19 protein-coding genes are annotated in these 20087 nt (G+C 73.6%); 16 read left to right on the top strand and 3 right to left on the bottom strand.

Going from position 1 to position 20087, the window contains the following annotated elements:
- Positions 1 to 5 precede the first annotated feature (5 nt).
- Positions 6 to 1175: a sensor histidine kinase gene (locus tag ACZ3YO_RS16360; RefSeq protein ID WP_465553462.1), complete on the bottom strand. Its 1170-nt coding sequence runs from the start codon at positions 1173 to 1175 to the stop codon at positions 6 to 8.
- A 387-nt stretch (positions 1176 to 1562) separates the two neighbouring features.
- Here ACZ3YO_RS16360 and ACZ3YO_RS16355 point away from each other — a divergent pair, with 387 nt between their 5' ends.
- From ACZ3YO_RS16355 to htpX, 11 genes are all read left to right on the top strand, one after another.
- Positions 1563 to 1979 (top strand): NADH-quinone oxidoreductase subunit A, encoded by a 417-nt coding sequence (locus ACZ3YO_RS16355; RefSeq protein ID WP_396321532.1) that lies wholly within the window; start codon positions 1563 to 1565, stop codon positions 1977 to 1979.
- Positions 1970 to 2614, top strand: a complete 645-nt coding sequence (locus tag ACZ3YO_RS16350) for an NADH-quinone oxidoreductase subunit B (RefSeq protein ID WP_396321531.1) — start codon at positions 1970 to 1972, stop codon at positions 2612 to 2614. Before ACZ3YO_RS16355 ends, ACZ3YO_RS16350 begins: the two co-directional genes overlap by 10 nt.
- Complete coding sequence (locus tag ACZ3YO_RS16345) at positions 2611 to 3741, top strand: NADH-quinone oxidoreductase subunit C (protein ID WP_465569597.1); 1131 nt, start codon at positions 2611 to 2613, stop codon at positions 3739 to 3741. The genes ACZ3YO_RS16350 and ACZ3YO_RS16345 overlap by 4 nt, the downstream gene beginning before the upstream one ends.
- A gap of 2 nt (positions 3742 to 3743) precedes the next feature.
- Positions 3744 to 4697 (top strand): NADH-quinone oxidoreductase subunit NuoH, encoded by a 954-nt coding sequence (gene nuoH, locus ACZ3YO_RS16340; protein ID WP_396321552.1) that lies wholly within the window; start codon positions 3744 to 3746, stop codon positions 4695 to 4697.
- Positions 4694 to 5257, top strand: a complete 564-nt coding sequence (locus ACZ3YO_RS16335; RefSeq protein ID WP_396321529.1) for a NuoI/complex I 23 kDa subunit family protein — start codon at positions 4694 to 4696, stop codon at positions 5255 to 5257. The genes nuoH and ACZ3YO_RS16335 overlap by 4 nt, the downstream gene beginning before the upstream one ends.
- Positions 5254 to 5988 carry an NADH-quinone oxidoreductase subunit J family protein gene (locus ACZ3YO_RS16330; RefSeq protein ID WP_465569594.1) on the top strand — a complete coding sequence of 245 codons (735 nt, stop codon included), beginning with the start codon at positions 5254 to 5256 and terminating at the stop codon, positions 5986 to 5988. The genes ACZ3YO_RS16335 and ACZ3YO_RS16330 overlap by 4 nt, the downstream gene beginning before the upstream one ends.
- Complete coding sequence (gene nuoK / locus ACZ3YO_RS16325; protein WP_465569592.1) at positions 5988 to 6359, top strand: NADH-quinone oxidoreductase subunit NuoK; 372 nt, start codon at positions 5988 to 5990, stop codon at positions 6357 to 6359. The genes ACZ3YO_RS16330 and nuoK overlap by 1 nt, the downstream gene beginning before the upstream one ends.
- A complete protein-coding gene (locus ACZ3YO_RS16320) occupies positions 6356 to 8395 on the top strand; it encodes an NADH-quinone oxidoreductase subunit 5 family protein (protein ID WP_465569590.1) in 2040 nt (679 codons plus the stop codon). The genes nuoK and ACZ3YO_RS16320 overlap by 4 nt, the downstream gene beginning before the upstream one ends.
- An 84-nt stretch (positions 8396 to 8479) precedes the next feature.
- Complete coding sequence (locus ACZ3YO_RS16315; RefSeq protein ID WP_465569588.1) at positions 8480 to 10033, top strand: complex I subunit 4 family protein; 1554 nt, start codon at positions 8480 to 8482, stop codon at positions 10031 to 10033.
- 2 nt (positions 10034 to 10035) lie between these two features.
- Complete coding sequence (locus ACZ3YO_RS16310; RefSeq protein WP_465569586.1) at positions 10036 to 11712, top strand: NADH-quinone oxidoreductase subunit N; 1677 nt, start codon at positions 10036 to 10038, stop codon at positions 11710 to 11712.
- Positions 11713 to 11920: 208 nt separating this feature from the next.
- A complete protein-coding gene (htpX, locus tag ACZ3YO_RS16305) occupies positions 11921 to 12784 on the top strand; it encodes a zinc metalloprotease HtpX (RefSeq protein ID WP_396321523.1) in 864 nt (287 codons plus the stop codon).
- A gap of 141 nt (positions 12785 to 12925) precedes the next feature.
- Here htpX and ACZ3YO_RS16300 read toward each other — a convergent pair whose 3' ends face one another.
- Positions 12926 to 14386: an aminotransferase-like domain-containing protein gene (locus ACZ3YO_RS16300; protein WP_465569584.1), complete on the bottom strand. Its 1461-nt coding sequence runs from the start codon at positions 14384 to 14386 to the stop codon at positions 12926 to 12928.
- Here ACZ3YO_RS16300 and ACZ3YO_RS16295 point away from each other — a divergent pair.
- Positions 14385 to 15359: a DMT family transporter gene (locus ACZ3YO_RS16295; protein WP_465569582.1), complete on the top strand. Its 975-nt coding sequence runs from the start codon at positions 14385 to 14387 to the stop codon at positions 15357 to 15359. The genes ACZ3YO_RS16300 and ACZ3YO_RS16295 overlap by 2 nt on opposite strands.
- 174 nt (positions 15360 to 15533) lie before the next feature.
- Here the strand turns inward: ACZ3YO_RS16295 and ACZ3YO_RS16290 are convergent, their stop codons facing one another.
- The gene (locus ACZ3YO_RS16290) at positions 15534 to 16007 is read right to left on the bottom strand and encodes a DUF7144 family membrane protein (RefSeq protein WP_465569580.1); all 474 of its coding nucleotides are present in this window, start codon (positions 16005 to 16007) and stop codon (positions 15534 to 15536) included.
- 296 nt (positions 16008 to 16303) lie between these two features.
- On the opposite strand from ACZ3YO_RS16290, the gene ctaD reads away from it, so the two are divergent.
- The 4 genes from ctaD (at position 16304) to ACZ3YO_RS16270 (ending at position 20086) form a co-directional block, all read left to right on the top strand.
- Complete coding sequence (gene ctaD, locus ACZ3YO_RS16285; protein ID WP_465569625.1) at positions 16304 to 17962, top strand: aa3-type cytochrome oxidase subunit I; 1659 nt, start codon at positions 16304 to 16306, stop codon at positions 17960 to 17962.
- A 198-nt stretch (positions 17963 to 18160) separates the two neighbouring features.
- Entirely contained in the window at positions 18161 to 18628 is a 468-nt protein-coding gene (locus ACZ3YO_RS16280) for a BlaI/MecI/CopY family transcriptional regulator (RefSeq protein WP_465553393.1), read from the top strand.
- Between the two features lie 3 nt (positions 18629 to 18631).
- On the top strand, positions 18632 to 19582 hold the full coding sequence (locus ACZ3YO_RS16275) for a M56 family metallopeptidase (RefSeq protein ID WP_465569578.1): 951 nt from the start codon (positions 18632 to 18634) through the stop codon (positions 19580 to 19582).
- A gap of 102 nt (positions 19583 to 19684) precedes the next feature.
- Positions 19685 to 20086, top strand: a complete 402-nt coding sequence (locus ACZ3YO_RS16270; protein ID WP_396321517.1) for a YccF domain-containing protein — start codon at positions 19685 to 19687, stop codon at positions 20084 to 20086.
- Position 20087: the final 1 nt, after the last annotated feature.

Raw genomic sequence — 20087 nt, 5'->3', positions numbered from 1 at the left:
GACGATCAGCGGCGGGCGGCGCGGGTGTGCCAGGGGAGCTCGATCGTGACGGTGGTCGGGCCGCCGTGCGGGCTCTCCACCAGGAACACCCCGTCCACCGCCCGGATCCGCTCGGCCAGCCCGCCCAGGCCGCTGCCCGGGTAGGGGGCCGCGCCGCCCTTGCCGTCGTCCTGGACCAGCACCATCAGCTGGTCGCCGGCGCGCCAGACGTCCACCGTGGCGGAGCTTGCGCCGGAGTGCTTGGAGACGTTGGTCAGCAGCTCGCTGACCGTGAAGTAGGCGATGCCCTCGACCGCCGAGTCCGGGCGCTCGACCGTGCCGTCCGCGGCCTTCAGCCCGACGTTCACCTTGACCCCGCCCGGCACGGTGCAGCGGGCGGCCACCGCGGAGAGCGCCGCGTCCAGGCCGCGGTCGGTGAGCACCGCCGGGTGGATGCCGCGGGCCAGGTCGCGCAGCTCCTGGAGGGCGAGCTTCACCTCGCCGTGCGCGTTGTCGACCATCCTGGCGGCGGCGGCCACGTCGTCCGGCGTCTCCGTCTCCCGGAGCCGCTCCTTGGCCAGGCCGAGGTCCATCGCCAGCGCCACCAGCCTGGCCTGGGCTCCGTCGTGCAGGTCGCGCTCGATCCGGCGCAGGTCGGCGGCGGCGGTGTCGACCACCGTGCCGCGGTCGTCCTCCAGCTCGCGCACCCGCTCGGAGAGCACGCCGGGGGAGAGCAGGACCTCCACCAGCATCCGGTCGACCGCCGACTCGAAGCGGACCACCCAGGGCAGCGCCGGCCAGCCGATGATCACGCAGATCAGGGTCACGGCGAAGCTCAGCAGGCCCCAGGGCAGCAACAGCACGTAGTAGAGGACCGAGCGCCAGCTCAGCGCGTCCGTGAGGTGGGCGATCGCGTAGCCGGTGATCCCCGGGCGGGGCCGGCGCACCGGCTCCGGGTCCCGCAGCTCGGAGCCGTGCACCGAGCGGGCCCGGCGGCGGGCGAAGCCGCCCATGCCCCGGCAGCCGGCCAGCCCGGCGGCCAGCAGCGGCAGGCCGATCACGGTGACGGAGAGCGCGAGGCCGACGCAGAGCGTCGTGACGGTGAAGACGAACCCCGCGATGCCCAGCGGCAGGTTGAGCATCAGCTGCCCGGCCTGCCGCCACATCCGCGCGCCGTACAGCGGGGCGCGTTCCATGCGCGCGTCCGGCCCCTTGATGGCGTCCGCGGCGCGGCGGTGCAGTGGTTTCATCCGGATCTACCGTCCCTGTCGGTCGAGCTGATGATCCAAGCTTCCCCGGAAAGGGGCCGCCGGGGCCATGGGGGTGATACGTCTCCCCGGGCGGGGGTTATCCCCACCCCCGCCGGCGGGCCCCGCCGGCACGCCGGGGAGGCGGTCCGGGGCCGGCGCGGGACGTCCCGGCGTCCGCTGGCCGTCCGCCGGTTGTCTTGCGGATCGGGCAGGGTGCGGTGCTCCACGGCCGTGCACTTAGACTCACGCATTGGCGATGGTTATGACCGTGTAAAGAAACGTCGTAGAACTGCCTTGTGGGGCGGTTTCACGGCCGATGTGGAGGCGAGTGGCATGGAGGGGCAGCCGGCAGCTGCCGTCGCGGCCGACCCGGCGGTCGGCGGCGGCTACTTCGACGCGTATGCCGCGATGGGCCTGCTCGCCGTCGTCGGCGTGCTCTTCGTCGCCGTGGCGTTCACCGCCAACCGGCTGCTGCGGCCGGTGGTGTACTCGCCGGAGAAACTCCTCGCCTACGAGTGCGGCGTGGACCCGGTGGGGGAGGACTGGGCGCACACCCAGGTCCGCTACTACGTCTACGCCTTCCTGTACGTGATCTTCGCGGTCGACGCGATCTACCTGTTCCCGTGGGCGACCGTCTTCGCCACCGCCGGATACGGCGCCGGAACGCTGGTCGAGATGTTCGTCTTCATCGGCTTCCTCGCGGTCGGACTGCTCTACGCCTGGAAGAAGGGCGTTCTGGAATGGACGTGACGCACAACCACGCGCACGCGCACGGTGCCTCCGGTGGCCCGGTCCCGCTGGGCCTGCCGGACCCGGCGCGCCCCGGTGCCGCCGTCGAGCGGCGGGGCATCGGCCCGCTGGCCCGGCTCGCGCCGGACCCGGTCAAGGTGGTCCTCAACTGGGGCCGCCGCTACAGCCTCTGGTGCTTCAACTTCGGCCTGGCCTGCTGTGCGATCGAGTTCATCGCCGCGTCCATGGCCAAGCACGACTTCATTCGAATGGGTGTCATTCCGTTCGCGCCGGGCCCCCGCCAGGCCGATCTGATGATCGTCTCGGGGACGGTGACCGACAAGATGGCGCCCGCCGTGAAGCGCCTCTACGAGCAGATGCCCGAGCCGAAGTACGTCATCTCCTTCGGCGCCTGCTCCAACTCCGGCGGTCCCTACTGGGACTCCTACTCGGTCACCAAGGGCGTCGACCAGATCATCCCGGTCGACGTCTACGTGCCCGGCTGCCCGCCGCGGCCCGAGGCGCTGCTCCAGGGCATCCTCAAGCTCCAGGAGAAGATCGCCGCCGAGTCGCTGCCCGGCCGGTACACCGCGCCGGCCGCCGCGCTGCGCCGCCCGCTGGTGGCCGGGCCCACTGCCGAGGGAGGGGCGTCGTGACCACGGCCGAGGAGTATGCGGCGTCGGTCGGCGAGTGGGCCACCGGCGCCGAGGCGTACGGCCTGGTCACCGTCGACGTGCCCGCCGAGCACTGGATCAAGGCGCTCACCGCGGCCCGGGACGTGCTGGGCCTCTCGTTCTTCGACTGGCTGAGCGCCGTCGACGAGCTGGCCGAGGGCTTCTCGGTGGCCGCCCACCTGGCCTCCGCCGACGCCCCGGGCGTGCGCCACCTGCTGGTGCGCACCCGCGTGCCGCGGGACAAGGCCGCGCTGCCGACCGCCGTCGAGGTCTACGCCGGTGCCGCCTGGCACGAGCGCGAGACGCACGAGATGTTCGGCATCGACTTCCCCGGGCACCCCTACCTGGCCACCCTGCTGCTGCCGGACGGCTTCGAGGGGTACCCGCTGCGCAAGGAGTTCGTGCTCGCCGCCCGGGTCGCCAAGGCCTGGCCCGGCGCCAAGGAGCCGGGCGAGTCCGACCACGGCGACGGGCCGGCGCGGCGCAAGATGCAGCCGCCCGGTGTGCCGGACCCGAACGAGTGGGGGCCGCTCAAGGGCACCCTGCCGCCGGTCGCCGAGCGGCCCGCGCGCGGTGCGCGGGCGGCGGGCGCGGCGCGGACGCCCCGGGCGGCTGCGGGTGCTGCGGCCGCCGGCGCGGCGGGCGCTCCGGCCGAGGGCGGACCCGCGGTGCGGGCCGACCGGCCACGGCGGACCAGGACGGTCGGCGATGGCTCGGTCAGCCAGGCGGCGGAGACGCCCGCGGCTTCGGACGGTGCTGCGGAGAGCGCTGCGCCGCCGGTGCGGGCCGACCGGCCGCGCCGGACCAGGTCGGTCTCGGACGGCTCCGCGAGCCAGGCGGCCACCGGGAGCGCTGCCGAGAGCACCGGGAGCGCCGAGACCACCGGGAGTGCCGGGAGTGCCGCCGCAGAGGTGAAGCCCGAGCGGCCGACCCGGACGCAGTCCGCGGACGCGCCCTGGCACAACCCCGTGCCCGCCCACGACGAGCCCGCGAAGGGCGAGCCCGGGCAGGGCAAGCCAGCGCACGACGAGCCGGAGCAGAAGGACGCGAAGGACGTGGAGAGCGAGGCGCCGGCGGAGTCGGCCGACCAGGACGGAGACAGCGCGTGAACCTGCTCGACACGTTGCTGCGCTGTGCCGCCACGCTCGTCGTCTTCCTTACCTTCCCCCTGGTCATCGGCCAGACCGAGCACAAGGTGATGGCGCACATGCAGGGCCGGCTCGGCCCGATGTACGCCGGTGGCTTCCACGGCTGGGCACAGCTGGTCGCCGACGGTGTGAAGTTCGCGCAGAAGGAGGAGATCGTCCCGGCCGGCGCCGACCGGCGGATCTTCCAGCTGGCTCCGGCCGTCTCGCTGCTGCCGTACCTCTTCGTGCTGCTCGCGATCCCGGTCGGCCCGGACGGCTTCGTCGGCCAGGCGATCGACGCGGGGCTGTTCTTCGTGCTCGCAGTGATGGGCGTCGGCGTGATCGGCAAGCTGATGGCCGGCTGGGCCTCGGCGAACAAGTTCTCGCTGCTCGGCGGTCTGCGGACGGCCGCCCAGCTGATGTCGTACGAGCTGCCGATGGTGCTCGCCGCCGCCTCGGTGGCGATGGCCGCCGGGACGCTCTCGCTGCCGGGGATCGTGGACGCCTGGCAGTGGTACTGGATCCCGTGGCAGATCATCGGCGCGTTCGTCTTCTTCACGGCCGGCCTGGCCGAGCTGCAGCGCCCGCCGTTCGACATGCCGGTGGCCGACTCGGAGATCATCTTCGGCGCGTACACCGAGTACTCCGGTCTGCGCTTCGCGTTCTTCCTGCTCTCCGAGTACGCGGGCATCCTGGTGGTGTCCGGGCTGACCGCGGTGCTCTTCCTGGGCGGCTGGCACGGCCCGCTGCCGGACGAGCTCGGCTGGCTCTGGACCGTCCTGAAGACCTTCGCGCTGGCCTTCGTGGTGATCTGGCTGCGGGTCACCTACCCGCGACTGCGCGAGGACCAGCTGATGCGCTTCGCGTGGACCGTGCTGATTCCGCTCGCACTCGTCCAGCTCGCCCTCACCGGCATCATCAAGGTGGCGATCTCATGAGTTTCCCCGGTGCCGGCCTGGCCAAGGGCCTGGCCGTGACTCTGCGGACGATGACGAAGAAGAGCATCACCGCGCAGTACCCCGAGGTACAGCCGGTGCTGCCGCCGCGCTCGCGCGGGGTCATCGCGCTGCTGGAGGAGAACTGCACGGTCTGCATGCTCTGCGCCCGTGAGTGCCCGGACTGGTGCATCTACATCGACTCCCACAAGGAGACGCTGCCGGCCGCCGACCCGAACGCGCGCGCCCGCACCCGCAACGTGCTGGACCGCTTCGCCATCGACTTCTCGCTCTGCATGTACTGCGGGATCTGCATCGAGGTGTGCCCGTTCGACGCGCTCTTCTGGTCGCCGGAGTTCGAGTACGCGGAGACCGACATCCTGGAGCTGACCCACGAGCGGGAGAAGCTCCGCGAGTGGATGTGGACCGTCCCGGCACCGCCGGCGCTGGACCCGGGGGCCGAGGAGCCCAAGGAGATCGCCGCCGCCCGCAAGGCGGCGGACAAACTGGCGGCCGCCGCGGCCGCCGCCCTGGAGACGCCCGAGGGAGGTGAGCCGGAGTGAGCGCCGCCACCCTGCTGGCCGCGACCGGTTCGCTGGAGCCGGCCGCGCGTTCCTTCCTCTCCCCGACCGGGGTCGAGATCGTCTTCCTGCTGGTCGGCATCGTCGTGCTCGGCTCGGCCGTCGTCGCCGTCACCACCAAGCAGCTGGTGCACGCCGCGCTCTGGCTGGTGGCCGCGCTCGGCGGGCTGGCGGTGGAGTTCCTGCTGCTCACCGCCGAGTTCATCGCCTGGGTACAGGTGCTGATCTACCTCGGCTCGGTGGTCGTGCTGGTGCTGTTCGGGCTGATGCTCACCAAGGCGCCGATCGGGCGTTCACCGGACGCCGACTCGAAGAACCGCTGGGTCGCCCTGGTGGTGGCACTGGCCACGGCCGGCACCCTGGTGACGCTCGTCGTGGACGCCTTCCGCACGTCCTGGATCGACCTCGGCGCGGGCGGCGGCTCGGCGGCGGTGACCGGCGCCAGCCTGTTCCGCACCTGGGTGCTGCCGTTCGAGGCGCTCTCGGTGCTGCTGCTGGCCGCGCTGGTCGGTGCGATCGTGCTGACGCGCGGGGCCGGGCGGCGGGTGCCGGTGCCCCGGGCCGGGCGGATCCGGGCCGGGAAGCCGGTGGGCTCCAACGGGACGGTCGCCGCGACCGTGCCCAGGCCGTCGGCCCCCGCCGGGACGACCTCGACGGACTCGACGACCTCGACGACATCGCCGGATGCGGCGGCCTCGCCGGAGGAGAGCTGATGCACCTCGCCTACCCCGTTGTGCTCGCCTCGCTGCTGTTCGGCGTCGGCGTCTACGGCGTACTCGCCCGGCGCAACGTCATCCTGGTGCTGATGTCCGTCGAGCTGATGCTCAACGCCGTCAACCTCAACCTCGTCGCCTTCGACGCCTGGCTGCGGGACTCCCTGCACGCCGGCCAGGCGCTCACCCTGTTCACGATCACCATCGCCGCCGCCGAGATCGGCCTCGGGCTCGCCATCGTCCTGCTGCTGTTCCGGGCCCGGGGCACCGCGGACGTGGACAGGGTCACCGCGCTCGGCGACCCGTCCGAGTCCGTCGCCGAGGAGGCGCCGGCCGGAGCCGAGGCGCTGAAGGGCCAGGCCGCCACATGAATCTCGCCCTGCCCGCCCTCGTCCCCGCGCTGCCCGCGCTCGGTGCGGCCGCGACCCTGGCCACCGGCCGGAAGGTGCCCGGCCTGGCCCGGCCGCTGGCGATCGTGCCGGTCGCCGTCTCGGCCGTGCTGGCCCTGGTCGTCGCGCTCCAGCTGGGCACCGGCCAGGTGCTGGAGGCCTCCACCCGGCTCACCCCGACCGGCGGCCCGGAGCTCACGCTCGGGTTCTACCTGGACGGCTACAGCTCGCTGATCTCCGTCCTGGTCGGCCTGGTCGCCACCTGCGTGCAGGTGTACTCGACCGCCTACCTCAAGGACGACCCGCGCTACCCCTCGTACGCGGCGCTGGTCTCGCTCTTCACGGCGGCGATGTTCCTGGTCGTCTACTCGGGCGACCTGATCGTGCTGCTGGTCGGCTGGGAGGTCATGGGCATCTGCTCGTACTTCCTGATCGGCCACCACTGGGAGACCGCGGACGCCCGCTCGGCCTCGCTGAAGGCCTTCCTGGTGACCAAGCTCGGCGACGTGCCGTTCCTGTTCGGCATCTTCCTGCTCGGTGCCGACGCCGGAAGCTTCCGGATCCCGGACGTGCTGGCGGCCGCCGGCGACGGGCGGATCGCCCACCCGACGCTGACCGCGCTGCTGCTGCTCGCCGGCGTGGCCGGCAAGAGCGCGCAGTTCCCGCTGCACACCTGGCTCCCGGACGCGATGGCCGGCCCGACGCCGGTCTCCGCGCTGATCCACGCCGCCACCATGGTCGCGGCCGGCATCTACCTGGTCGCCCGGCTGCTGCCGGTCTTCCTGCTCTCCGGTGCGGCGCTGGTGGTGCTGGCGGTGATGGCCGCCGTGACGATGATCGGCTCGGCGCTCTGCGCACTCGCCCAGGACGACCTGAAACGGGTGCTCGCGTACTCCACCGTCGGCCAGCTCGGCTACATGGCCGGCGCGCTGGCCAGCGGCGACCGCGAGGCCTCCGTCTTCCACCTGGTCAGCCACGGTGCGTTCAAGGCGCTGCTGTTCCTCGCGGCCGGTGTGGTGATCCACACCGCGCACACCAACTCGATCTCCGCGATGTCCCGGATGCCCGGGCTGCGCAAGCGCGTCCCGGACGCCTACTGGACGATGGGCATCGGCCTCGTCGCCCTGATCGGGCTGCCGCCGTTCTCCGGCTTCTTCAGCAAGGAGGCGGTGCTGACCGCCGCCGAGCACGCCGCCGACGGCGAGGCGCTGACCAACGGGCTCGGCCCTTCCTCGGCCGTCCCGGAGGCGGCCGGCTGGATCGTGCTGATCTCGGCCGGGCTCACCGTGCTGCTCACGGCGGCGTACGCGGCCCGGATGTTCCTGGTGGCGTTCCACAGCCCGGCTCCTGCCCCGGCCGCCGTCGCCGGCTCCTCGGCGGCGCCGGACCACGAGGCCGACGCGCCCTACTCGCCAGAGGTGGACGAGGCCGACCCGGCCACCGCCGAGCCGCCCGCGATGCGCTGGCCGCTCTGGGTGCTGGCGATCCCGACCATGTGCTTCGGCGTCGCCGGCCTGCGCTCGGACTGGCTGCCCGCGCTGCTGGACGGCGGCTCGCTGCGGCCCTCGGCCGTCACCGCCGTGATCGGTACCGGCCTCGCCGTGGCCGGCGCGCTGCTGGCGTACGGCGCCTGGCGCTCCGCCGTGGCGCGGCTCGGCGCCGGCCGGCCCGCCCCCGCGCCGGAGGGCCGGGTGCCCGAGCAGGCCGGGGCCCCGGCCGCCGAGGTGATCGTCGCCGACCCCGGGCGCACCCTGCTCGGCCCGCTGTTCGGCCCGGCCCGGCACGGCTTCGGCGTCGACCGGCTCTACAGCGCGCTGTTCGTCCGTCCGGTGGCCGCGGCCGCGCAACTGGTCCGCTTCCTCGACCGCGAGGTCGTGGAGGCGTACGTGCAGGGCAGCGGGGCGGGCGCCAACCTGCTCGGCCGGGCCGTCCGGCTCGCGCAGACCGGCAACGCGCAGACCTACCTCAGCGCGCTGCTGGCCGGCGTCGTCCTGCTGGCCGTCCTGGTGGCGGTGTAGCCGGATGCCGTACCCCGTTCCCCCGATCCAGCCGGTGACCGAGCCGACCGCAGTCCGGCCGACCGCAGTCCGTAGGAGCCCCCGATGAACGCAGTCCTCATCGCCCTCCTGGTGCTGCCGCTGGCCGGCGCCGCCCTGACCCTGGCGCCGGTGTTCGGCGCCGACGCGGCGGCCGCCGACCGGCGCGCGCTGCGGCTGAACACCGTCGTCACCGGCGTGGTGCTGCTGCTGACCGTCGCCCTGGCGGCCGGCTTCGACCACGACGAACCCGGCCGGATGCAGGCCACCACCGATGTGTCCTGGATCCCGGCCATCGGCGTGCGGTTCCACCTCGGCGTGGACGGCATCTCGCTCCCGCTGATCGTGCTGACCTCGCTGCTGACCTTCCTCTGTGCGCTGTACTCGGAGAAGCGGCTGCCCACCGGGGAGGACGTGCCGTCGGCCCGGGCCTTCACCGGGCTGTTCCTCCTCCTCGAAGTCGGGATGCTCGCCACCTTCGCGGTGCTGGACCTCCTGCTCTTCTTCCTGGCCTTCGAGATCGTGCTGATCCCGATGTACTTCCTGATCGCCCGCTGGGGCAGCGGGGCGAAGGTGCCGGCCGCCAACCGGTTCATCCTGTACACGCTGCTCGGCTCGGCCGTGATGCTGCTCGGCTTCCTGCTGGTCGGCAGCAAGGCGGGCACCTTCGACATGCAGGCCCTGGCCGCCGCGCACGGCAACGGTCTGAGCCACACCACTCAGGTGATCGCCGCGCTGGCGATCATGGTCGGGCTCGCGGTCAAGGCCCCCGCCTGGCCGCTGCACAGCTGGCTCCCGGACGCGCACACGGCGGCCCCGACGGTCGGCTCCGTGCTGCTCGCCGGCGTGCTGCTGAAGATGGGTACGTACGGTCTGGTCCGCGTCCTCCTCCCGGTCGTCCCGGATGGCACCACGACGCTCGCCCCCTACCTGGGCGCGTTCGCCACCGTCGGCATCGTCTACGGCTCGCTGGCCTGTCTCGCGCTGGCCCGGCCGGGGGCGAAGGGCGACCTCAAGCGCCTGATCGCGTACTCGTCCGTCGGCCACATGGGCTTCGTCCTGCTGGGCATCGCCTCCCTCACCCAGGTGGGCGTCAACGGCGCGCTGTTCGCCAACATCGCGCACGGTCTGATCACCGGTCTGCTCTTCTTCGTCGTGGGCGCGCTCAAGGACCGCTACGGCACCGCCGACCTCGACACGCTCGCGGGCGGCACCGGCGCCGCCCTCTACGGGCGGGCACCGCGGATCGGCGGACTGCTCGCCTTCGCCGCCGTCGCCAGCCTCGGACTGCCCGGGCTGGCCGGCTTCTGGGGCGAGCTGCTCGCGATGTTCGGCGCGTTCGACCCGGCCGACGGCCTCTCGCGCCCCGCCTTCGTCACCTACATGGTCCTGGCCGGCCTCGGCACCCTCCTCACCGCCGCGTACCTGCTGATCGTGGTCAAGCGCGTCTGCATGGGCGACCCGAAGCAGCCCGCCCCGGTGGAGCCGGCCGACCTGCGCCCCTACGAGGCCGTCAGCTGGACGCCGCTGGCCGCCCTCACCCTGCTCGCCGGCCTCTGGCCCGCGCTCCTGCTCGGTCTCTCCGAACCCGCCGTCAAGCACCTCCTCGGGGGTGGCTGATCATGCCCGGCACCACGCTCGGCGCGCAGCTCCTCGGCGCGCAGCTCGGCACCAGTACGCAGCTCGGCGCCGCGACCGGCACCGCACTCGGACCTCACTCCACGGGGCAGCCCACTGTGACCTCCCTCGCCGTAGCCAACCCGGGCAGCTTGATCCAGTCCGTGGACTGGGTGGCGATCGCGCCCCCGCTGATCGCCGCCCTGGCCGCCCTCGCCGTGCTGGTCGCCGACCTCTTCCTGCCCGCGCGCCACAAGAAGCTGCTCGGCCGGCTCACCGCCGCCGGACTCGCCCTCGCGCTCATCGCGCTCCTCCCGCTCACCGGAGGATCACCCCGGGTCACCTTCTGTGCGCAGAACGTAACAGGGGCCACTGACACTCCGCTGACCAGCGGCTCCGCCACGGCAGGCTGCTCGTACGTCGCCGACCACTTCGCCCTGGTCTTCCAGCTGCTAGCGCTCGGCGGCGCGCTGATCGCCGCGCTGCTCTCGGCGCACACCGTGGACGACGAGAAGCTGCCCGCCGGCGAGTACTGGTTCCTGCTGCTCTCCAGCGCCACCGGCGCCGCCCTGCTGCCCGCCTCCCGCGACCTCGCCACCCTGGTGATCGCCCTGGAGGTGGCCTCGCTGCCGGCCTTCGCACTGGTCGCGCTGCGCCGGGACGGCCGGGGCGCCGAGGCCGCGCTGAAGTTCTTCCTCTCCTCCGTCACCGCGACCGCCGTGATGCTGCTCGGCATCGGCTTCGTCTACGCCGCGAGCGGCAGTCTGCACCTGGCCGCGGTCGCCGACGGGCTGGAGCACGCCCCCGCGCAGCTGAAGCCGCTGGCCGAGGCCGGCGCGGTGCTGACCCTGGTCGGCTTCGCCTTCAAGGTCGCCGCCGTCCCGTTCCACTTCTGGGTGCCCGACACCTACACCGGCGCCCCGCTGCCGGTGGCCGGCTACCTCTCGGTGGTCGGAAAGGCGGCGGGCCTCTCCGGCCTGGCGCTGGTCACCGCGATCGCCTTCCGCCCGTACGCGCACACCTGGGGCCTGGTGCTGGCGGTGCTGGCCGCCGCCACCATGACGGTCGGCAACGTCGGCGCGCTGCGGCAGCGGTTCGACACCCGGTACAGCGCGGTGCGGCTGCTCGCCTGGTCCTCGATCGGCCAGGCCGGCTACCTGCTGGTGCCGCTCGCCGCCGCCGGGTACGCGCCGACCGGCACCGACCCGCTCGGCGCCACCGCCGCGTACGCGCTGATCTACGGCGTGGTGAACCTGGGCGCCTTCGGCGTGGTCGCCGCGGTCGGCCGCAGGGCCGGGACCAGCGTGGACGACTTCCGCGGCCTGTTCGCCCGGAGCCGCTGGACGGCCCTGGCGCTCGCCTTCTTCCTGCTCTGCCTGGCCGGACTGCCGCCGGGCGTGATCGGCCTGTTCGGCAAGGTGGTGGTGTTCCGCGCCGCCGTCGACTCCGGGCTGGGCTGGCTGGCCGTGGTCATGGTCGTCAATGTGGTCATCGCTCTGTACTACTACCTGCTCTGGACGGCGCGGCTCTTCGCTCCGGCGGAGGGCGCCGCCACCGCCGTCGCCGAGCGCCGGCTGCCGGCCTCGCTGGCCGCCACCCTGGGGCTCACCGCCTCCGTGGCCGTGGTGCTCTCGGTGGCTCCGCAGCTGGTTCTCCAGGTGGTGGGCGGCACCCTGTTCTGAGGCGGGCGGGGCCACGGCCGGGTGGGTCCGCCCGGTACGGCCGGGGAGCCGGCCGGCGGTGGCCCGGGGAGAGCCGGCCCGGCCCGGTGGGGGCGCCGTGCGGGTGTCACGGTGGTCGCAAGGGAACAAGGCCGACGTCGTCGCCCGTTGTCGGGGCAGAGGGACGAGGCAGAGAGGGCTTCCCCACCGCACCATTGGAGGGCCTGCCGTGCACCGCCGGCACAACGGACTGAGGACCGCAGCACTGCTCGGCGGCCTCTCGGCGCTGATCCTGGTGATCGGCAGCTTCTTCGGCCGCACCGGCTTCGTGGTGGCCCTGCTGGTCGCCCTCGGGACCAACGCCTACGCGTACTGGAACAGTGACAAGCTCGCCCTGCGCGCCATGCGGGCCCGGCCGGTCAGCGAGATCGAGGCGCCGCGGCTGTACCGGATCGTCCGCGAGCTCTCCACCTCCGCCCGCCAGCCGATGCCCCGCCTCTACATCTCGCCCACCCCGGCGCCGAACGCCTTCGCGACCGGCCGCAACCCGCGCAACGCGGCGGTCTGCTGCACCGACGGCATCCTGCAACTGCTGGACGAGCGGGAGCTGCGGGGCGTGCTCGGGCACGAGCTGAGCCACGTCTACAACCGGGACATCCTGATCTCCTCGGTCGCCGGGGCGCTCGCCTCGGTGGTGATGTTCCTGGTGAACTTCGCCTGGCTGGTGCCGTTCGGCCGCAGTGACGACGACGACGGGCCCGGGCTCTTCGGACTGCTTGCGATCATGATCCTCGGACCGTTGGCCGCCTCGCTGATCCAGCTGGGCGTCAGCCGCTCCCGCGAGTACCAGGCCGACGCCGACGGCGCCCGGATCACCGGCGACCCGCTGGCCCTGGCGAGCGCCTTGCGCAAGCTGGAGGCGGGCACCCGGCAGCTGCCGCTGCCGCCGGAGCCCCAGCTCCAGACGGCCAGCCACATGATGATCGCCAGCCCGTTCCGGCCCGGCGAGGCGGGGGCGAAGCTGTTCTCGACGCACCCGCCGATGGCGGAGCGGATCGCCCGCCTGGAGCGGATGGCCGGCTACCGGGTCTGAGGCCCGGCCGCCGGGGCCGGAGTCCGGCCACCGGGGCTGAAGGCCCGGCCACCCGGCATTCGGGCCCGGCCACCTGGCTGAAGCCGGCCACCGGGGCTGAAGGCCCGGCCACCCGGCGGGTGGCCCGGTGCGCTCCGCGCGTCAGCCCGTCAGCTCCTCGTACGCCCGCCGCAGCCGGTGGACGCCCTCGGCGGCGTGGGCGGTGCTGTCCACGGCGGCGTAGCTCAGCCGCAGGTGCGGGGCCGGCGGCTCCGCGGCGTAGTAGGGCTGGCCGGGGGTGACCAGGACACCGGCGCGCAGGGCGGCGGCGGTGAGTGCGCGGTCGTCGGTGCCGCCGGGCAGACGCAGCCAGAGGTGGTAGCCGCCCGGCCGGTGCGCGCCGAGCAGACCGGGGAGCTCGCGGCGCAGCGCGGCCACGGTGACGGTGCGGCGGTCCCGGAGTTCGGCGCCGAGGGTGCGCAGGTGCCGGGCCCAGCCCGGGTCGGCGACCAGCTCCAGGGCGGCCTCCTGGAGCGGCCGGGGCACGAAGAAGCTGTCCACCACCTGAGTGGCCCGTAGCCGTTGCAGGGCCGGGCCGCGCGCGGTGAGCGCGCCGACCCGGAGGTTGGGCGAGGTGGCCTTTGTCAGCGAGCGCAGGTGCACCACCACCCCGTCCGGGTCGTCGGCGGCGAGCGGGCGCGGCAGCGCCGGGGAGTCGGCGTGGACCAGGCGGCGGGCGAAGTCGTCCTCGACGACGAAGGCGCCGGCGGTCCGGGCGATCCGCAGCACCTCGGCGCGGCGTTCGGGGGAGAGCACGGCGCCGGTCGGGTTCTGGAACAGCGGCTGGCAGACGAAGAGCCGGGCCCGGGTGGTGTCGAAGGCCGCGGCCAGCAGGTCGGTGCGGACGCCGTCCTCGTCCACCGGGACGGGGACCACCCGCAGCCCGGCCGCGCGGGCGACCGCGAGGATGCCGGGGTAGGTCGGCGACTCCACCAGGACGGGGGCGCCCGGGGCGGCCAGCGAGCGCAGGGCGATGGTGAGCGCGCTCTGCCCGCCCGCCGTGACCAGGACGTCGCCCGCGCCGAGCGGGCCGCCGTTGCCGCCGATGTCACGGGCGAACCAGCCGCGCAGCTCGGTGAGCCCGTCCACCGGCGGCCGGTCCCAGGCGCCGGGCCGCCGTCCGGCCCGGGCGAGGGCGCCGGCCAGGAGCCGCTCCGGCAGCAGCGAGGCGTGCGGGTAGCCGCCGTTGAGGTCGATCACGTCGGGCGGCGGCACGTTGAGGGTGGCGATCAGCGGCGCGGCGCCGACGTCGCGCTGGCCGGCGTCGGCGCTCAGCGCGACCTCCTGCCAGGAGAGGTCGCCGGGACGGGCCGGCGGCGGGGCGGCGGCCGGTGAGGCGGTGGTGGCCGCGAAGGCGGCGGTGCGGAAGACCCCGGCGCCGGGCCGGGAGACCACCAGGCCCTCCGCGGCCAGCACGGCCATCGCCCGTGAGACCGTCACCGGGCTGACCTGGTGACGCTCCACCAAGGCCCGGCTCGACGGCAGCTTCCGTCCTTCCGGATAGCGCTCGACCTCGCGTCGCAGTCTTTCGGCGAGATCGGCCACACTGCTACGCTCGTTCATGACGACACAAGATAGCGCTATCCGGTCCGCGGCGATAGCACCGCAGGGTCCGTCGGCCTCCGGTACCTCCAGCGCCTTCGGTACGTCCGGCGGCTCGGGCGGTACTCCCGGCGCCCCGGGCGGCTCCGGCGCCGCACTGGCCGCGCTCGGTGTCCTCTCCTTCTCCTTCAGCTTCCCGGCCACCGCCTGGGCCCTGACCGGCTTCGGCCCGTGGACGTCGACCGGGCTGCGCGGCGCACTGGCCGGACTGCTCGCCGCGGTCTGCCTGGCGGCCGCCCGCGTCCCCGTCCCCGAGCGGCGGCACTGGCCCGGGCTGCTGATGGTCTCGGCCGGCTGCGTGCTCGGCTTCCCCCTGCTCACCACCCTGGCGCTGCGGACCTCCTCGACGGCGCACTCGGCGGTCGTCATCGGGGTGCTGCCGCTCGCCACCGCCGCGTTCTCGGCGCTGCGCACCGGCCGGCGGCCGTCCCGGACCTTCTGGGGGGCGGCGCTGGCCGGGGCGGTGGCGGTGCTGGCCTTCACCCTGCTGCAGAGCCACGGGCGGCCGACCGTCGCGGACCTCTACCTGTTCGCCGCGCTGCTGATCTGCGCCGCCGGGTACGCCGAGGGCGGGCGGATCTCGCGGGAGCTGCCGGGTTGGCAGGTGATCGCCTGGGCGGTGGTCGCGGCGCTGCCGGTCACCGTGGTGGCCGCCGCCCTGGCCCTGACGGCCGAGCCCGTCCACCTGGGCGCGAAGGCGCTGGCGGGGCTGGCCTACACGGCGGCGGTCTCGCAGTTCGGCGGGTTCGTGGTCTGGTACCGGGGGATGGCGCTGATCGGGGTGCCGAGGGCCAGCCAGCTCCAGCTGGCGCAGCCGCTGCTGACGCTGGTCTGGTCGGTGCTGCTGCTGGCCGAGGACCTGCCGGCGGCGGCGCCGGTCACGGCGGTGGTGGTGCTGCTCAGCATCGCGGTCACCCAGCGCGCCCGTGTGTGATCACCCGGCGCGCCCCGGTGCGGGAACGACGCCCGCGCCCGGTGCGGGAACCAGGCCCGCGCCCCGGTGCGAGAGCGATCCGCCTCTGCGCGAGAGGGCCCGCGGACGCGGCGCCGCGCCCGCACCCCGGCACGGGGACGGCCGCGGGCGCGGGCGTGGCGGCCGGTCGGCAGGTCAGAAGGCGACGTCCTCGGTGCGGTAGACGCAGAGCGCCCAGATGATGAAGACGTCCAGCGCGATCACGACGATCGACCAGAGCGGGTAGTACGGCATCGCCAGGAAGCTCTCGAGGGCGCTCACCGCGGTGAGGAAGATACCCGCGTAGCGGGCCCAGCCGGAGCCCTTGAGGACGAAGGCACCGACCACCGCGACCAGTGCGCCGATGACGATGTGGATCCACCCCCACCCGGTGAGGTCGAACCGGAAGACGTAGCGCGGGGTCGTGACGAATAGGTCGTCGTCGGCGACCGCCATGATGCCCCGCAGCGCCTCCATGAAGCCGTTGATGAGCATCAGGACACCGGCGAAGATCACCAGGCCGGGCGCCCAGTCGCTGAACCGGTTGACCGATGGCGGCGGTGGTGGTGCCCCGGTGCCGGAACGCCAGGGCGGGGGCTGGTCGGGGGCGGACGACGACGGGCTGCTCATGGGGCTCCTCCAGGGCCGAATCGGACCGAACCGGACCGAACGGGCGTACGGGTTCGACCGTCCGTCGTGCAGGAGGCGCGGGCAACCCGGCCGCAGCTGTTCGGGTGACACGCCCGCGCGGCCGCCGTGGCGCGCGGCCGGCAGCTGGTAGTCGTGGGGCGACCACTGTCCGGGCCCGGTCCGGCCGCCCCGGCGGCCCCGGACGCCGCCCGCCCCGACCACGGAAGGCGCGCAGCGTGACTCTTCTGCCGAAGGACGTCGTGGACCAGGCCCCGCACCCGCCGCGGACGCCCCGGCTGGACCGCTGGCTCGCGGCCGGCCGCCGCCGGCGCGGCCAGGCCCTGGTGGGCTGGCTGACCACCACCGACCACAAGCGGATCGGCACCCTCTACATCACCACCTCGTTCCTGTTCTTCCTGGTCGGCGGCCTGATGGCGATGCTGATGCGGATCGAACTGGCCCGGCCCGGGACGCAGCTGATCAGCAACGGGGAGTTCAACCAGCTCTTCACCATGCACGGCACGATCATGCTGCTGATGTTCGCGACGCCCCTGTTCGCCGGCTTCGCCAACTGGATCATGCCGCTGCAGATCGGCGCCCCCGACGTGGCCTTCCCCCGGCTCAACGCGCTCGCCTACTGGCTGTACCTGTTCGGCTCGCTGATCGCCCTCTTCGGTTTCCTCACCCCCGACGGCGCCGCCGACTTCGGCTGGTTCGCCTACGCGCCGCTGAACAGCGCCGAGCACAGCCCGGGCCTCGGCGCCGACCTGTGGATCATGGGCCTGGCCCTCTCCGGCTTCGGGACCATCCTCGGCTCGGTCAACTTCATCACCACGATCGTCTGCCTCCGCGCGCCGGGGATGACGCTGTTCCGGATGCCGATCTTCGTCTGGAACGTCCTGCTCACCGCCGTGCTGGTGCTGTTCGCGTTCCCGGTGCTGGCGGCGGCGCTGCTCTGCCTGGAGTCGGACCGCAAGTTCGGCTCGCACGTCTTCGACGCGGCCAACGGCGGGGCGCTGCTCTGGCAGCACCTGTTCTGGTTCTTCGGGCACCCCGAGGTCTACATCATCGCGCTGCCGTTCTTCGGCATCATCACCGAGATCATCCCGGTCTTCAGCCGGAAACCGGTCTTCGGCTACTCCGGCCTGATCGCGGCGACGCTCGCCATCACCGGCCTGTCGATCACGGTCTGGGCGCACCACATGTTCGTCACCGGGCAGGTGCTGCTGCCGTTCTTCTCGATCATGACGATGCTGATCGCCGTCCCGACCGGGGTGAAGTTCTTCAACTGGATCGGCACCATGTGGCAGGGCTCGCTGAGCTTCGAGGCGCCGATGCTCTGGACGATCGGCTTCCTGGTCACCTTCCTGTTCGGCGGGCTGACCGGCGTCCTGCTGGCCGCGCCGCCGATCGACTTCCAGGTCTCCGACTCGTACTTCGTGGTCGCCCACTTCCACTACGTGGTGTTCGGGACGGTGGTGTTCGCGATGTTCGCCGGATTCCACTTCTGGTGGCCCAAGTTCACCGGACGGATGCTCGACGAGCGGCTCGGGCGGGTCCACTTCTGGACCCTCTTCGTCGGCTTCCACGCCACCTTCCTGGTGCAGCACTGGCTGGGCGCCGAGGGCATGCCGCGCCGGTACGCCGACTACCTGGCCTCGGACGGGTTCACCACGCTCAACACCGTCTCCAGCATCGGCTCCTTCCTGCTGGGGCTCTCCACGCTGCCGTTCCTCTACAACGTCTGGCACACCGCCCGGTACGGCGAGAAGGTGACGGAGGACGACCCGTGGGGGTACGGCCGTTCGCTGGAGTGGGCCACCTCCTGCCCGCCGCCGCGGCACAACTTCGTCACCCTGCCGCGGATCCGGTCCGAATCCCCGGCCTTCGACCTGAACCACCCCGAGATCGCCGAGCTGGACCGGCGGCAGAACGCGCGCGAGCCGCTGGGCTGAGCCGGGCCTCCGCCGCGGGCCGCGCCGGGCCCGATCGCCGGGCCTGCCCAGCGGGGCTGCTCGTCGGGGCTGCTCGGCGGGGCCTACCGGCCGGGTCCGGGAGGGGCCTGCTCGTTGGGGCTGCCGGCCGGGCGCTCGTTAGGATGAGAACGCGCCCCGCCCGGCTGCGGGGCGCGGCATCCGGAGGGAGTGGCCGTCATGGCAGAGGAGAGGCACGCCCCGGCGGCCGGGGATCCGCGGGCCCGGCGGCGCGGCCAGGGCGAGCTGGAGGCGCAGGTGCTGGCCGTGCTCCAGCGGGCGCCCGGCCCGGCCACCGCGGGGTGGGTGCAGGAACGCCTGGAGGGCGGCCTGGCGTACACCACGGTGATGACCATCCTGTCCCGGCTGCACGCCAAGAAGGCCGTCTCGCGCAGCCGTTCGGGCCGCTCCTACCTGTGGCAGGCGGCCTCCGACGCGGCGGGGCTGGCCGCGCTGCGGATGCGGCGGATGCTCGACGGCGAGCCGGACCGGGACGCGGTGCTGGCCAGCTTCGTCACCGCGCTGCTGCCGCACGACGAGGAACTGCTGCGGACGCTGCTGGACAGCGCGGCGCTGGACGGCGGCCTGGACGCTCCGGCCCTGGAGAGCGCCTCCGCCGATCCCGCTGTGGCCCACCCCGAGAGCTGACCCGTGGGCGTCTTCGTCTTCCTCCCGCTCATCCTGCCGCTGACCGCGGTACCGATCGCCCGCCTCGCCGAGCAGCACCTGCACCCGCGCGGCGCCACCCGGCTGCTCACCGTGATCAGCGCGGTGATGGCGCTGTGCAGCGCGGTCTGCCTTGGCCTGACCGGCGTGGTGGGCACCGCCCAGCTCCCGGGCAACCCCCTGCCGGACACCTGGTCCGACCCGGAGGTGCGGGCGGCGCTGCCGTACCACGAGACGGTCGGGACGGCGGCGATCTGCCTGCTGACGGTCGTCCTCCTCGCCCTCCTGTGGACCGCCGTCCGCCACCTGCGGATCCGGACCCGCGCCCGGCACGCGCTCGGCCGCGAACTGCCCGGGGACGGCCCCTCCGACGTGGCCCTGCTCCCCGACCCCGTCCCGTACGCCTTCGCGCTGCCTGGCTCCTCCCGCTCGCCCGGGCGCGTCGTCGTCTCCACCGGCATGCTGGCCGGCCTCCCCGACGACGAGCGCGCCGCCCTGCTCGCCCACGAGCGCGCCCACCTCGCACACCGGCACCACCGCTATCTGCTGGCCACCCAGCTCGCGGGCTGTGTGAACCCGTTCCTGCGCCCCCTGCAGCACGCGGTGGCGTACAGCGCGGAGCGCTGGGCGGACGAGGAGTCGGCCCAGGCGGTCGGCGACCGGCGGGTCACCGCCCGCGCCGTCGCCCGCGCCGCCCTCGCCTCCCACCGGCCGCCGGCCCCCGGGTTCGCCGCGTTCGCCGCCCCCGGCCCCGTCCCCCGCCGCGTCGCCGCCCTCCTCGGCCCGGTCCCGTCCGCCCGCAACTGGCCCCCGGCCCACAGCCGGGCCGGCCTGGCCGCCATGGTCGCCGCCATCGGCACGGCGGCGTCCGCGCTCTGCGCGCTCAACGCGGCGGTGGCGCTGCTCCTGGTCCTGAAGGCGGTCACCCCGCTGTAGGGGTTGCCCGACCAGTGCGCGGCCCCGGACGGCGTAGACACGGCCGCGGGCGGGGACGATGGGTCGTAGGGGCCGACCGTCGGCCGTGAGAGGGTGCCGACCATGAAGGTGATCGAGTTCGTCCTGAACGCCATTTGGTTGATCTTCTGTGGCATCTGGATGGCGATCGGCTACGTGATCGCGGGAATCGTCTGCTGCGTTCTCATCATCACGATCCCGTTCGGCATCGCCGCGTTCCGCATCGCCGGCTTCGTCATCTGGCCGTTCGGGCGGACGACGGTGGAGAAGCCGGACGCCGGGGCGCCGTCCTGCGTGGGGAACGTGATCTGGCTGGTGTTCGCGGGGTGGTGGCTGGCGCTGATGCACCTGGTCACGAGCATCCCGCTGTTCATCTCGATCATCGGGATCCCGTTCGGGTGGGCCAACCTGAAGATGATCCCGATCTCGCTGATGCCGCTGGGGCGTGAGGTCGTGTTCACGGACGAGAAGTTCGGCGGGCGCTGAG

This window comes from Kitasatospora sp. NPDC022785 (assembly GCF_055561295.1).
Note: the sequence above shows the minus strand (reverse complement) of the source record. Positions and strands in the feature narration are given on the sequence as shown.

Coding starts and splice junctions, on each gene's coding strand:
- ACZ3YO_RS16315 (WP_465569588.1), top strand. CDS start 8,480: ATGAACGCAGTCCTCATCGCCCTCCTGGTGCTGCCGCTGGCCGGCGCC.
- ACZ3YO_RS16350 (WP_396321531.1), top strand. CDS start 1,970: ATGGACGTGACGCACAACCACGCGCACGCGCACGGTGCCTCCGGTGGC.
- ACZ3YO_RS16335 (WP_396321529.1), top strand. CDS start 4,694: ATGAGTTTCCCCGGTGCCGGCCTGGCCAAGGGCCTGGCCGTGACTCTG.
- ACZ3YO_RS16270 (WP_396321517.1), top strand. CDS start 19,685: ATGAAGGTGATCGAGTTCGTCCTGAACGCCATTTGGTTGATCTTCTGT.
- ACZ3YO_RS16295 (WP_465569582.1), top strand. CDS start 14,385: ATGACGACACAAGATAGCGCTATCCGGTCCGCGGCGATAGCACCGCAG.
- ACZ3YO_RS16320 (WP_465569590.1), top strand. CDS start 6,356: ATGAATCTCGCCCTGCCCGCCCTCGTCCCCGCGCTGCCCGCGCTCGGT.
- ACZ3YO_RS16355 (WP_396321532.1), top strand. CDS start 1,563: ATGGAGGGGCAGCCGGCAGCTGCCGTCGCGGCCGACCCGGCGGTCGGC.
- ACZ3YO_RS16280 (WP_465553393.1), top strand. CDS start 18,161: ATGGCAGAGGAGAGGCACGCCCCGGCGGCCGGGGATCCGCGGGCCCGG.
- ACZ3YO_RS16310 (WP_465569586.1), top strand. CDS start 10,036: ATGCCCGGCACCACGCTCGGCGCGCAGCTCCTCGGCGCGCAGCTCGGC.
- ACZ3YO_RS16290 (WP_465569580.1), bottom strand. CDS start 16,007: ATGAGCAGCCCGTCGTCGTCCGCCCCCGACCAGCCCCCGCCCTGGCGT.
- ACZ3YO_RS16300 (WP_465569584.1), bottom strand. CDS start 14,386: ATGAACGAGCGTAGCAGTGTGGCCGATCTCGCCGAAAGACTGCGACGC.
- ACZ3YO_RS16360 (WP_465553462.1), bottom strand. CDS start 1,175: ATGGAACGCGCCCCGCTGTACGGCGCGCGGATGTGGCGGCAGGCCGGG.
- nuoK (WP_465569592.1), top strand. CDS start 5,988: ATGCACCTCGCCTACCCCGTTGTGCTCGCCTCGCTGCTGTTCGGCGTC.